This is a genomic window from Micromonospora echinofusca, from assembly GCF_017614955.1.
GTDB classification, from domain to species: domain Bacteria; phylum Actinomycetota; class Actinomycetes; order Mycobacteriales; family Micromonosporaceae; genus Micromonospora; species Micromonospora echinofusca_A.
Genome location: NZ_WVUH01000214.1, coordinates 1 through 12,880 on the forward strand (window position 1 = coordinate 1; position 12,880 = coordinate 12,880).

At 72.2% G+C, this 12,880-nt stretch carries 11 protein-coding genes and 2 pseudogenes; 10 read left to right on the forward strand and 3 right to left on the reverse strand.

Going from position 1 to position 12,880, the window contains the following annotated elements:
* Positions 1 to 15 precede the first annotated feature (15 nt).
* A complete protein-coding gene (locus GSF22_RS21890) occupies positions 16 to 792 on the reverse strand; it encodes a PP2C family protein-serine/threonine phosphatase (protein ID WP_208815607.1) in 777 nt (258 codons plus the stop codon).
* 187 nt (positions 793 to 979) lie between these two features.
* On the opposite strand from GSF22_RS21890, the gene GSF22_RS21895 reads away from it, so the two are divergent.
* Complete coding sequence (locus tag GSF22_RS21895; RefSeq protein WP_208815608.1) at positions 980 to 1,597, forward strand: bifunctional 4-hydroxy-2-oxoglutarate aldolase/2-dehydro-3-deoxy-phosphogluconate aldolase; 618 nt, start codon at positions 980 to 982, stop codon at positions 1,595 to 1,597.
* Positions 1,598 to 1,739: 142 nt separating this feature from the next.
* On the opposite strand, the gene GSF22_RS21900 is transcribed toward GSF22_RS21895, so the two are convergent.
* Positions 1,740 to 3,827 carry an endo-1,4-beta-xylanase gene (locus tag GSF22_RS21900; RefSeq protein WP_208815609.1) on the reverse strand — a complete coding sequence of 696 codons (2,088 nt, stop codon included), beginning with the start codon at positions 3,825 to 3,827 and terminating at the stop codon, positions 1,740 to 1,742.
* A 391-nt stretch (positions 3,828 to 4,218) separates the two neighbouring features.
* On the opposite strand from GSF22_RS21900, the gene GSF22_RS21905 reads away from it, so the two are divergent.
* The 8 genes and pseudogenes from GSF22_RS21905 (at position 4,219) to GSF22_RS21935 (ending at position 10,337) form a co-directional block, all read left to right on the forward strand.
* Positions 4,219 to 4,455, forward strand: coding sequence for a helix-turn-helix domain-containing protein (locus GSF22_RS21905; protein ID WP_208815610.1), 237 nt, complete (start codon positions 4,219 to 4,221; stop codon positions 4,453 to 4,455).
* A pseudogene (locus tag GSF22_RS36160) lies at positions 4,455 to 4,646 on the forward strand (Clp protease N-terminal domain-containing protein); the annotation flags it as partial. The gene GSF22_RS21905 and the pseudogene GSF22_RS36160, both read left to right, overlap by 1 nt.
* Positions 4,647 to 4,829: 183 nt before the next feature.
* A pseudogene (locus GSF22_RS36165) lies at positions 4,830 to 5,009 on the forward strand (Clp protease N-terminal domain-containing protein); the annotation flags it as partial.
* A gap of 160 nt (positions 5,010 to 5,169) precedes the next feature.
* Entirely contained in the window at positions 5,170 to 6,189 is a 1,020-nt protein-coding gene (locus GSF22_RS21915) for a diacylglycerol/lipid kinase family protein (RefSeq protein WP_208815612.1), read from the forward strand.
* Complete coding sequence (locus GSF22_RS21920; RefSeq protein WP_208815613.1) at positions 6,182 to 7,183, forward strand: YihY/virulence factor BrkB family protein; 1,002 nt, start codon at positions 6,182 to 6,184, stop codon at positions 7,181 to 7,183. Before GSF22_RS21915 ends, GSF22_RS21920 begins: the two co-directional genes overlap by 8 nt.
* A 79-nt stretch (positions 7,184 to 7,262) precedes the next feature.
* Positions 7,263 to 8,753 (forward strand): phosphatase PAP2 family protein, encoded by a 1,491-nt coding sequence (locus tag GSF22_RS21925; protein ID WP_208815614.1) that lies wholly within the window; start codon positions 7,263 to 7,265, stop codon positions 8,751 to 8,753.
* 22 nt (positions 8,754 to 8,775) lie between these two features.
* Positions 8,776 to 9,591, forward strand: a complete 816-nt coding sequence (locus tag GSF22_RS21930) for an endonuclease/exonuclease/phosphatase family protein (protein ID WP_307804202.1) — start codon at positions 8,776 to 8,778, stop codon at positions 9,589 to 9,591.
* A gap of 50 nt (positions 9,592 to 9,641) precedes the next feature.
* Positions 9,642 to 10,337: a hypothetical protein gene (locus tag GSF22_RS21935; RefSeq protein WP_208815616.1), complete on the forward strand. Its 696-nt coding sequence runs from the start codon at positions 9,642 to 9,644 to the stop codon at positions 10,335 to 10,337.
* Positions 10,338 to 10,514: 177 nt separating this feature from the next.
* Here GSF22_RS21935 and GSF22_RS21940 read toward each other — a convergent pair whose 3' ends face one another.
* Complete coding sequence (locus GSF22_RS21940) at positions 10,515 to 11,477, reverse strand: LLM class F420-dependent oxidoreductase (protein ID WP_208815617.1); 963 nt, start codon at positions 11,475 to 11,477, stop codon at positions 10,515 to 10,517.
* A 380-nt stretch (positions 11,478 to 11,857) separates the two neighbouring features.
* Between GSF22_RS21940 and GSF22_RS21945 the strand changes: the two genes are divergently transcribed.
* Positions 11,858 to 12,880: glycoside hydrolase family 5 protein (locus tag GSF22_RS21945; RefSeq protein ID WP_208815618.1), on the forward strand; the 1,023-nt coding region annotated here is incomplete at its 3' end.

The following is a 12,880-nucleotide window of genomic DNA, read 5'->3' on the forward strand; positions in this document are numbered from 1 at the left end:
CGGTGGCGGGGCCAGTTAGCCGACGGCGAGGGGCGCGACGGTGAGCAGGGCGACGGTGGCGTTGTCCCGACCGCCCGCCGCCAGCGAGTCGGCGAGGATCCGGTCCACCGTCCCGCCCGGCTCCCGGACACCGCCCAGCAGCTTCCGTAGCCGGTCGTACTCGACCTGCTCGGCCACGCCGTCCGTGCAGAGGCAGTAGACGTCCCCGGCACGCAGGGTCACCGCCAGCAGATCCGGCTCGGGACGATCCGGGTGACCCACGTAGCGGGTCAACTGGTAACGGGCGGCGGCTGCTGCCGGTGAGTCGGCCGGGTACCAGCCGTGCACCGCGCCCAGCCAGGCGACGGTGTGGTCCACGGTCAGCAGTTCCAGCAGACCGCCCCGGAGCCGGTAGACCCGGGAGTCACCGAGCTGGATGATCCAGCCGTGCTCCCCGTCCGGCCCGACCAGCAGGGCGGTCAACGTGCACCCGGTCAGCTCGCCCAGTTGCGCCCCGGCGGCGCGTACCCGGGACTGGGCCTCGGCGACGGCGACGCGCAACCGCCGGTCGTCCATTGCCGGACCGGCCGCGTGCACCGCCTCGACCAGGGTGGCCACCGTGGTCGAACCGGCGATCCTGCTGCCCCGGCCGGACCCCATCCCGTCCGCGACCGCCGTGAACGGCAGGGTCGCGTCGACGTGCAGCACGTCGAAGTTCGCCGGATAGCGGTGACCGACGACGCTGCCCCCGACGATCGTGATCTCGTGCCGGCCGGTCCGGAACCGGCGCACCTGACCGGAGTGCGTGGACATCAGCGGACGTTAGCAGCCGACCGGGAGACAGCCGACCAGGAGACAGCCGACCGGGAGACAGTCGGCCGGAGCCGGTCGACCGGCAGTCGGTCGACTGGGAGGCGGATGCCGCCAACCCGGAGCGGGACCGCCCGTGCGGCTGCGAGGATGGGTACAAACCCGTCGGTGACCTGCGGAGGCGGCAGCGGTGAACCTGTGTGAGCTGCTGGAGACGCACCGCCTGATGGCGGTGGTACCCGCCGACGAGCCCGAGCCGGCACTGGCCAGCATCCGGGTGCTCGTCGACGCCGGGGTACGCCTCATCGAGGTGCCGCTGACCTCGCGGGACGCGGTCGGGGTGCTGTTGCGGGCGCACGCCGAGCTGGGCGGTGACGCGGTGCTCGGCGCGGGCAGTGTGCTCACCGACGCGGACGTGGTGCAGGTCGAGCAGGCCGGTGGCGCCTTCGTGGTGACCCCGGCCCTGGTGCCGGCGGTCGCCGAGTCGGTACGCCTCGGACTGCCCGCCCTGGTCGGCGCCCTCACCCCGGCCGAGGTGGTCTCGGCCAGCCTGGCCGGGGCGACCGCGGTCAAGCTCTTCCCCGCCTCGCTCGGTGGCCCCGACTACCTGCGTACCCTCCGCGAACCGTTCCCGACCGTGCCGTTCGTCCCGGTCGGCGGGGTGGATCTGGACGCCGCGCTCGCCTTCCTCGACGCGGGTGCGTTGGCGGTCGGTGTCGGGGCGCCGCTGCTCGGCGACGCCCCGCACGGCGGTGACCTGGCGGCGCTCCGCCGCCGGGTCACGACCTTCCGCTCCGCCCTGGGGTAAGGAAGGGCCCCTTCTTAACGCTTTCGGTAGAGGAAGGGGCCCTTCTTAACACGCGCTGCCGTCACGCGCTGCCGTCACGCACTGCCGTCACGCGCTGCCGTCATGCGCGCGAGCCGCCGGGCTGACCTCGGGTGTCGCCGGATCAGCCGAGCGCGCAGGGCGCGTTGTTCAGGGTGAACGACGCCGGTCTGCTGTTCGTCCCGGTCCAACTGCCCAGGAAGCCGAAGCTGGCGCTGCCGTTCGGCGCGATGGTGCCGTTCCAGGAGGCGTTGCCGACGGTGACCGCCCCGCCGGCCTGACTGACCGTGCCGTTCCAGAGCTGGGCGACCGTCTGGCCGTCCGCGAAGGTCCAGCGCAGCGTCCAGCCGTTCACCGGGCCGGACGCGGTGTTGACGATCCGCACCTCGGCCTGGAACCCGCCGGTCCACTGGTTGGTGACGGTGTACGTCACCCGGCACGGCTTCGGGGCCTCGTCGGTCGGGGTCACCGACGGCGAAGGACTGGGCGAGACGGTCGGGCTGACCGTGGGCGAGACGGTGGGGGAGACCGTCGGGGACACCGTGGGCGAGACGGTGGGGGAGACCGTCGGGCTGACGGTCGGTGAAACAGTGGGCGAGACGGTCGGGGAGGCCGTCGGGGAGCCGATCCGGGACGGGTCGACGATGCCCCAGTACGCCGGCTTGGCCTGCAACTCCAGGTCGAACAGGAGCGGGGCGTCCTTGCGGGTGACCGGGAAGCTGTCCAGCCAGGTGTCGTCGTCGGCCAGTCCCCAGAGGGTCACCGAGGTGATCTCACCGGCGTACCGGCGGTAGAGGGCGAACAGGTCCCGGTAGCGGTACGCCTGGGTCAGCAACCGGTCGGCCGGTGGCGTCGGGAACGACTCGGCGTCGTTCCGGTAGATGCTGACGTCCATCTCGGTGATCTGCTGCTCCACCCCGAGCGGGACGAACTTCTGGAGCATCGCCTCGGTCTCGGACACCGACGGCCAGTCGATGTTGACGTGCATCTGGTGGCCGACCCCGTCGACCGGTACCCCCTCCGCGCGCAACTGCGCGACCAGCGCGTACAGCTTGTCCCGCTTGGCCGGTACGTTCGTGTTGTAGTCGTTGAGGTAGAGCGTGGCGGTCGGTGCCACCTCCCGGGCCACCCGGAACGCGGTACGCAGGTAGTCCAGGCCGGTGATCTCGAACCACCGGCTGCGGCGCAGCCCGTCGGCCTGGTTCTCGTCGATCACCTCGTTCGCCACGTCCCAGACGCCGATCTTCGTGCCGTACCGGCCGACCACCGCACGGATGTGCGCCTCCAGCCGGCTCAGCAGCAGCGCCTTGTTCTCCGGTGTCGCGGTCATCGGGTTGCCGGCCGGGTCGGTGAAGACCCACGCCGGGGTCTGCTGGTGCCAGACCAGGGTGTGCCCGCGTACCGCCATCCCGTTGGCGACGGCGAACTCGACCAGTGCGTCGGCGTCGGCGAAGCGGAACTGTCCCTCGGTCGGCTGGGTGGCGTCCCACTTGAGCGCGTTGCCGGGGGTGATCGAGTTGAAGTGCCGTTTGAGCAGTTCGGCGTGGTTGCCGACGAGCTGCTGCGGGCCGATCGCCGCGCCGATCGGGAAGGCGTCGGCGAGGACGGTCCGCACCGCAGGGATGTCGGTCTGGATCGGCTTGGCCGGCAGGTACGACAGGTGGAAGTCGTCGATGTGCAGGCTCGCGGTGCCGCTGGCCGACTCGACGTACGTGGTCAGGTGGTCGACGTCGTGTGCGAGCAGGTACGTCCCGCTGAGGTTGACCCAGCCGTCGGCGGTGACGGTGGTGTCGCCGACCACCTGGTCGTAGGAGGCGGTGCCGGCGGTACGCCGTTCCACGCTCAGCCGGACCTGGCCGGCTGGTTGCCCGGCGGCGAGCCGGACCCACACCGACAGGGTGTACCGGGTGCCCCTGGTCATGGTGCCGAGCAGGTCGAGGGTGGGCCCCTCCCAACTGCGGGTCCGGCCGGTCACGGCGAGGCTGTGGGTACCGCTGTGGGCGGTTGCCGTGCTGGCGGCGACGGTCTCGTCGGCGCGGGCGGTCCAGCCCTGGGTGGTGCCGTCGTCGAAGGTGCTGTGCACGACGACGACCGGGTCGGCGGCGTGCGCCGGGACGGTGCCGGTCAGGGGTACGACGACGGCGAGCGCGGCCGTCGCGGCCAGGGTGGCCAGTACGGCGGGCAGGGCGCGCCGCCGGGAGGTCGGGTGCATCGTGGTCCTCACGTTCGCAGGTGTCCGGGCTGCGCGTGGGCGACCGTCGCCGGTGGCCGGCCGGGTCCCCGGTCGATGGCGACCGGGGTCGGCGGCTGACCGGGGTGCTGGCAGCTGACGGCCGGGGTCGACCGGGGTCGTGCCCGGCTACGACGATGTCCCACGCGACCGCGACGACATGAGCCCGCATGTCGGTCGCGCGTGGCGCGGTCCTGCTCCCTGGCGGTGCCGGTGACGCGGGTGGCGCTGCTGTCCGTCGAGCTGACGGACGGCCGCCGCCGGGATGCCCGCCCGGGCCACCGATGCGGATCGATCGTAGAGGGCCGGGTTGCACCCGGACCAGTCGTCAACCTGGGTTGACAAACCGGTGCCGTCAACCTAGGTTGACAATATGAGTAGCGCAACGGAGTTGGCGGCGGCGGCCGGCAGCACCGACCCCCGGGTCGGGCTGCGGGCGGTGCTCGCCCTGCGTCGGCTGCTGGACCGCCTGGAACGGGTGCAGGTGGACAACGCCCGGCGCCAGGGCTGGTCCTGGCAGGAGATCGCCGACGCACTGGAGGTCAGCAAGCAGGGGGTCCACAAGAAGCACGCCGGCCGGCCGGCGGTCAACGGAACGCGGGAGGAATGATGTTCGAACGCTTCACCCGACGCGCCCGGGCCGTGGTGGTCCAGGCCCGGGACGAGGCCGACCGGCTGCACCAGCCCCGGGTCGGCACCGAGCACCTGCTGCTCGCCCTGCTGCACGACGGCCAGAGCCTCGCCGCCACGGTGCTGCGCGACGCCGGCGTCCGCATCGACGACCTGCGGTCCCGGGTCGAACAGGCGACCGGGCCCGGCTCCCGGGCCCTCGACGACGCCGACGCCGCCGCACTCCGGGAGATCGGCATCGACCTGGCCGCCGTCGTGGCCCGGGTCGAGGAGTCCTTCGGGCCGGGCGCGCTCGACGACCCGCCGCCGGCACCCCGGCGGTGGCCCTGGGGCCGACGGTACGACGGGAGCCGCTTCTCGCCCCGGGCGAAGAAGGTGCTGGAACTGGCGCTGCGCGAGGCGGTCCGGCTACGGCACAACCACATCGGCACCGAGCACATCCTGCTCGGGCTGCTCCGGGAGGGCAACGGCCTGGCCGCCGTGACCCTGACCCGGGCCGGGCTCGATCTGGTCGACCTGCGTCGCCGGGTGCTCGACGCGGTCCGCACCGCCGCCCGCCCGGCCGCCTGACCCGCCCGCCTGAACCAGCCGCCAGGCCGGCCCACGGTTCGCCCGGCGAAACCTTTTTCCGCTGCCGGGAAAGTCACCCTCCGCCGGGTCGCCGCCGGCACCGATCTGCTGCACACTTGCGGCCGTGAGCGGTGCGCAGCAGGTCCCCGGCGGTGGTCCGGGCGCCGTCGACGGTCCCCGGGGGCCGGTGTCGGCGGTGGTCGTCAACCCGGTCAAGGTCGCCGACGTCGACGAACTGCGCCGGACGGTCCGGGACACCCTGGTCGACGCCGGCTGGCCGGAACCACTCTGGTACGAGACCACGGTCGAGGATCCCGGTCTCGGGCAGACCCGGGCGGCCGTCGAGGCCGGTGCCGAGGTCGTCTTCGCCTGCGGCGGTGACGGCACGGTGATGTCCTGCGTCAGCGGCGTCGTCGGCACCGAGGTCGCCCTGGCCGTCCTGCCCAACGGCACCGGCAACCTGCTCGCGGCCAACCTCGGGCTGTCCAACGACCTCGCGGCCGGTCTGGAGGTCGCCCTCGAACGCGGCCGGCGTCGACTCGACGTCGGCGCCGTCGACGACCGGTACTTCACCGTGATGGCCGGGATGGGCTTCGACGCCCAGATGCTCGACTCGACCTCGGAGACCACCAAGGCCCGGATCGGCTGGCCGGCGTACCTCGTCGGGGCCGCCCGGCACCTGCGGGACCGGCCGATGCGGGTGCAGATCCGGATCGACGACCGGCCGCCGGTGCGGCGACGCGCCCGGTCGGTCCTGGTCGCCAACGTGGGCCGGCTCCAGGGCGGGGTACGCCTGCTCACCGAGGCCGAACCGGACGACGGGTACCTGGACGTGGCCGTGCTCACCCCGCGCACCCTGCGGCACTGGGCCGCCCTCGGCTGGGCGCTGCTGCGCCGGCGGGGCCGGGTCCCCCGGATGGAGGTGTTCCGGGGGAGAAGGGTCGAGATCGTCAGCAACCGCCCGCAGCCCCGGGAACTCGACGGTGACCTGATCGAACCGGGCCGCACCCTGCGGGTGGAGGTCCGGCCCGAGGCGTTCTGGCTCTGCGTACCCCGTCCCGCACAGGCCCCGGACCTCGCCGACGACGCCGAGGCGGTGGCGGAGCGGGGCGAGCGGCGGGTCGAGGAGGCACGCCGTGAGTAGTACCCGGATGGTGCCGGAGACCCGGCTGATGGCCCACGAGGAGCTCTCCGCCGACGACGCCTGGCACACCCTGCGCCGGCACGGTGGCTGGCACCTGGCCCGGGACGCCTTCGTGCGGTTCCGCTACGGCGACGGGTTCAGCCACTCCCGGGCGCTGGCCCTGCAACTCTGCCTCGCCGTGGTGCCGTTCCTGATCGCGCTCACCGGTCTGATCAGCGACCTCGGGGTGGAGGAGGGCGGCCGGGTGGTCGCCGACACCGTGCTGGCCCTCACCCCCGGCGCCAGCGAGGAGGTGGTGCAGGACCTGCTGGCCGACGAGGACCGCACCGAACGGGCCGGGGAGCTTGCGCTCGGTCTCGGCCTGCTGACCGGCCTGGTCGCCCTGACCTCGACGATGGCCCAGATCGAGCGGGGCGCCAACCGGATCTACGGCGTCGAGCGGGACCGCCCGGCCCTGTGGAAGTACCTCCGGGCGGCCCTGCTCGCGGTGACGGCGGGCGTACCGGCGCTGGTCGGGTTCCTCATCCTGGTCGGTGGCGGACCGATGGGCGACAGCGTGCAACGGCACTACGCCTGGGGTGCGTTCGCCAACGGCCTGTGGGACGTCGTCCGCTGGCCGCTGAGCCTGGCGTTGACCGTGCTCGCCGTCGCCGTGCTGTTCCGGCACGCCCCCCGACGCAACCAGCCGGGCCTGTCCTGGCTGCTCTTCGGCGCCGGCATCGCCACCGCGCTGTGGTGGTTGGCCAGCCTGCTGCTGGCCGCGTACGTGCAGGTCAGCGAGGGGTTCGGGCAGACCTACGGGGCGTTGACCGGGATGATGGCGCTGCTGCTGTGGGCCAACCTCACCGGGATGGCGCTCTTCGGTGGGCTGGCCTTCGCCGCCCAGTTGGAGGCGCTGCGGATCGGGGTCGAGGAGCCGGCCCAGCCGGACCTGTGGGAGCCCGACGCGGAGCGTACGGAACTGCACGACACCGGGGAGATGACCGCCCTCTGACCACCCGGGGCCGCCCCCGGTGTACGCGCCGCGCGGATCGGGTAAAGCCGCTCGCCAGGAGCGGGAGGGAGGTGCCGTGGTGACCACGGTCAAAGAGATGGTGCGGCGACCACTGGGTCATTTCGCCGAGCGGAGCCTCGCCGGGCTCGCCGTGATCCTCGGCGCCGGGGTCGGCTTCGGCATCCTGCTGGTGCTGGTCCGCACGAGATGGTCGCCGCTCTACGACGTCGACCACGGGGTGGCCGCCTGGCTCAACGACCTGGTGGCACCGCACGGTCCACTGGTGACCGTGCTCAACGCGATCACCGACCTGGGTGGCCGTCCGGTCATCATCTGGCTGGTCACCGTCGCGGTGGTGGGTCTGCTCATCCGGCGGCAGGCCCGGCTGGCGGTGTACGTGATCGTCACCGGTGCCGGCGCGCTGATCCTCGACCCGGCACTGAAGACCCTGGTCGGGCGGCTGCGCCCGGAGGTGGACGTACCGATCGGCAGCTACGCGGGGGAGAGCTTCCCCAGCGGGCACGCGCTCGGGTCGATGGTCGCCTACGGCGCCCTGCTGCTGGTGTTCCTGCCGGCGATGGCGCCCCGCTGGCGCCGGCCGGCCATCGTGCTGGTCGCCACGGTCGTGGCCGCGATCGGGCTGACCCGGATCGCGCTCGGTGTGCACTTCGTCTCCGACGTGCTCGGTGCCTGGCTGCTCGGCGCGGCCTGGCTCGGGGTCACCGCGTACGCCTTCCGGCTCTGGCGCCGGGAACGTGGCCGGACGGTGCCGCCGCTGGCCGAGGGCCTGGAGCCGGAGGCCGGGCACGACATCGCCCCCGCCCCGGCCGAGGAGCAGGTGCTGCCCCACCCGCGTTCGGCGGTCGCCGAACTGGTGGTCGGCTGGGTACTGGTCTTCGGGGTGCTGTTCGGCTTCGGTACCTACGTCAGCTTCCACGCCGAGGGCACCGTCTTCGAGACCCTGGACACCGACGTGCCGCAGTGGTTCGCCGACCGGCACACCGACGCGCTCACCGATCTGAGCTGGTGGTGGAGCAAGTTCGGGGACACCCACGCCATCCTGCTGGTCTCGATGGTCTTCTGCCCGCTGGTGCTGGCGGTGTGGCGCCGCTGGCGACCGGTGCTCTTCGTGGCGCTGGCGATGTTCGGCGAGCTGAGTCTCTTCCTCGCCTCCGCCGCCGCGGTGGACCGGCCCCGCCCGGCCGTGGAGAACCTGGACGGCCCGATGCCCACCTCGTCCTTCCCCTCCGGGCACATCGCCGCGACGATCTGCCTCTACGCCGCCATCGCGGTGCTGGTCTTCCCCCGCACCGACCGCTGGTGGCGCTGGGTACCGGTGGCCCTCGCGGTGATCATGCCGCTCGGGGTGGCCATCTCCCGGATGTACCGGGGCATGCACCACCCGACCGACTTCATGGGCGCGATCCTGCTCAGCGCCCTCTGGATCAGCCTGCTCTACTGGGTGCTGCGCCCCAACGCGGACCTTCGGCAGGGCAACCAGCCGGTCATCGAGTCGGAGGACGTGCACACCCTCGACGACGAACTGGTCAAAGCCGGCCGCCCCGACTGAGCCGGCCGTCATGCTGCGGGTGATGACCTGGAACATCCGGCTCGGCGGGCAGGGCCGGGCGGCTGCGGGGGCGCCCCTCCCGGCCGGCGCCGACCCGGCCCGGCTCGCCGGGGTCGTCGAGGTGGTCGACGGGTACCGGCCGGACATCCTGGCGGTCCAGGAACTCCGGGGCTTCCGCCAGGGCGGTCGGCTGGCGCGTTTCGCGGCGGCGGTGGGGATGCGGCCGTACCTGGCCCGGGAGTGCTTCGGGCAGGCGGTCGCGGTGCTGGTCCGGCCGCCGGGGCGGGTCGTCGAGGCAGGACGCGTCCGCCGACCGTTCCACCATGCCGCCCAACGGGTGGTCGTGCCGACCACCGCCGGCCCGCTGCGGGTGCTCACCGCCCACCTGCATCCGTACTCGGGTACCCGCCGACTGGTCGAGGCCCGGTGGCTGGCCGCTGCCTGCCGGGGTGGCCCGGACCGGCAGGTGCTGCTGATGGGGGATCTCAACACCCTCGACCCGTGGACCGAGCACACCGGGCGGCTCACCCGGTTACCGGTCGCCTACCGCGGCCGGCACCTGCGGCGGAACGGCACCGTGGACACCCGGGCGATCGGGGTACTGGACCGGGCCGGTCTGGTCGACCTGTACCGGCATGCCGGGCAGGGTGACCCGGAGACCGCGCCGACCCGGCACGGTGGTGGCGCCGAGTTCTCCGGGATGCGACTGGACTACCTGTTCGGTTCTCCGGCGCTGGCCGCACGGACCCGGGTGTGCCGGGTGCTGCGGGGCGGGGCGACCGAGTGGGCCTCCGACCACTATCCGGTCGTGGCGGAACTGGACCTTGACGCAAGGTGACCGGTCGGGCCCGCCGTACCCGGTTGACCAGGCTCTCTAGGCTGTCGTCCGTGACAGCCAGCAATCGGGGTACCCGTCGGGCAGGACCCCCACCCGCCGACCAGTCTTCTGGGCTCTCCCCGCTGATCGCGGTGCCGGCCCGGGCCGTGGCGCTGCTGGTGGTCGTACCGGTGCGGTTGGCTTGGGCTGCGGTAATGGCCGTCGGCGGTGCCGTCGACCGTTACCTGCTCCGGCCGGTCGGCCGGTTCCTCCACCGCTACCTGCTGCGCCCCGTCGGTTGGTTCCTGCACCGGGTGGTCTGGCTGCCGCTGGCCTGGCTGTTCCGTCATCTGCTCTGGGTGCCGGCGGTGTGGCTGCTCCGCTATCTGGTGTGGATCCCGCTGACCTGGGTGGTCCGCTATCTGATCTGGGTGCCGCTGGACCGGCTGGCCCGGCTGCTGGCGCCGCTGGGACCGGTGCTCGCGCGCTGGTTCGACGCCTGCTGGCGGGTGCTGGCCGACGCGGTCGGCTATGCCTGGCGGGCTGCCGGTTGGCTGCTGCGGGGGATCCACCGGATCCTGTTCCGGCCGGTCGGGATCGTCCTGGCCGGGGTCTGGCGGTACACCGTGGTTCCGGTGGCCCGGGGCGTCCGGGCGGTGTGGCGGGCCACGGTCGTGCCGGTGGCCCGCTGGGTGGACCGGGCCGTGCTCGGACCGGTCCGTGCGGCCACCCGGGAGGTGCTGGCCGCGCTCGGTCTGCGCGGCTGAGCAGGACGGCAGAGGTCGATCGCGACGGTCAGAACAGCAGGTTGATCACGACGGTCAGCACGACCGACGCGACGACCGAGAAGAGGATCATCAGAAGGCAGCCGAGGCCGCCGCCGAGCGGACGGACCTCCACGTTCCCGATACGCATCGACGTTCAGTCCTCTCCGCAGCCGGTGGTCACAGTTGCCGGAGCCGGGGCAGCAGCTCCTCGCGGGCCCAGTCGATGAACATCGGCTGGCTCTCCCCGCCCACCTGGACGATCGCGACGTGCGTGAATCCCGCGTCGACGAACTGCCGGAACGCCTCGACGTGCGCGTCGGTGTCGGGTCCGCACGGGATGCCCTGGGCCACGTCCTCCTCCCGGACGAACTGGGTCGCGGAGGCGAAGGAGTCCGGACCGGGAAGCTCGGCGTTGACCTTCCAGCCGAGACCGAACCAGCGGAACTGGTCGTGGACGATCTTCCGGCACTCGGCCTCGTCCGGTCCGTAGCAGATCGCCACCTGGCCGTAGCGGGGTTTGCCGCCACCCCCGGCGTCGTCGAACAGCCGCAGGATGCGGGGCTCGGGTTCGGTGGCGATCACCCCGTCGCCGTACTCCGCGGCGAGGCTGGCCGAGGAGGGACCGGAGGCGGCCAGGGCGATGGGTACCGGGGTGTCCGGACGGTCCCAGAGGTAGGCGTCCGGCACGTCGAAGTGGTTGCCGGTGTAGGTGAGGGTGTCCCCGTCGAGCAGCGGCCGGATGATCTGCACGGCCTCCTCGAACATCTCGTGCCGCTGCTGGACGTGTGGCCAGCCGCCGACCACGTGCTCGTTGAGGTTCTCCCCGGCGCCGAGGCCGAGGGTGAACCGGCCGTCGGAGAGGACACCGAGGGTGGCCGCCTTCTGCGCCACCACCGCCGGGTGGTAGCGGCGGATCGGGCAGGTCACGAAGGACATCAGCTCGGCCCGGGAGGTGGCGTGGGCGACCGCGCCGAGCACCGACCAGGCGTACGGGGCGTGACCCTGGGAGTCCAACCAGGGGTAGTAGTGGTCGGAGATGACGAGCTGGTCGAAACCGGCGTTCTCGGCCCGTACCGCGTAGTCGACCAGTTCCTTCGGGCCGGCCTGCTCGCACATCAGCGTGTAACCCACGGCGACCATCTCGACGTCTCCTCTCGCCCGGCGATCGTCGGGGATTACCCCCGGGCGCGCCGGTGAATCCCACCGGGGCGGATCCCCCGGGGTCGGTACCTTGACGGGTGTTCCCATCGTGCCTAGGGTCTCCACTTAACCGGTTCATCTCAGGGCCGGCGCTCGTCCTGTGGTGGGATTGGCCGCCCCGTGACGGTCCACGGTTCGCCCCGGCCGTCGCGGGGTGCCCGGTGCAGGCGCAGCGGCACTGAACCGGTTGCGCGCTCTCCGGGTATCGGCCTAAGCTGATGGGCGCGCGACCGGGTGCCGGGCGGGGCTGTCGGGCAGCAGCCTTCCTTTGCCAGATCTCTCTGCGCCCGCGTTCGCGGGACCTCCCCCCGAGGAAGACCATGAAGAAACGCCTGTCCCTGGCGGCTGCCGCGCTGCTCGCGATCGTCGCGGCCGTCTTCGCCGTCAACACCCCGGCGCACGCCGCCGCCGGCTTCACCGTGGCCAACGGCAAGCTGTACGACGCCAACGGCAACGAGTTCATCATGCGCGGCGTCAACCACGCCCACACCTGGTACCCGCAGCAGACCAGCTCGTTCGCCAACATCAAGGCGCTCGGTGCCAACACCGTGCGGGTGGTCCTGGCCAGCGGCGACCGGTGGACGAAGAACAGCGCCAGCGACGTCGCGAACGTCGTCTCGCTCTGCAAGACCAACAAACTGATCTGCGTCCTGGAGGTGCACGACACCACCGGGTACGGCGAGCAGAGCGGGGCCATCACCCTGGACCGCGCGGTCGACTACTGGATCAGCATCCAGAGTGCGCTGACCGGCGAGGAGCGGTACGTCATCGTCAACATCGGCAACGAGCCGTACGGCAACCAGAACTACGGTTCCTGGACGACCGACACCGGCAACGCCATCAAGCGGCTGCGGACCGCCGGTTTCCAGCACACCATCATGGTCGACGCCCCCAACTGGGGACAGGACTGGTCGAACACGATGCGGGACAACGCGGGCTCGGTGTTCGCCGCGGACCCGAACCGCAACACCGTCTTCTCCATCCACATGTACGGCGTGTACAACACCGCCAGCAAGATCAGCGACTACCTCGGCCGGTTCCGCAGCAGCAACCTGCCGATCGTGGTCGGCGAGTTCGGCCACAACCACTCCGACGGCGACCCGGACGAGGACACCATCCTGTCGTACAGCCAGGCCAACGGGATCGGCTACCTCGGCTGGTCGTGGAGCGGCAACGGCGGCGGTGTCGAGTACCTGGACATGGTCACCAGCTTCAACCCGGCCAGCCTGACCAGCTGGGGCCAGCGGATCTTCAACGGCGCCAACGGCATCAGGCAGACCTCCCGCGAGGCGTCGGTCTACGGCGGCAGCACCCCCACGACGCCGCCGACCACCCCGCCGACG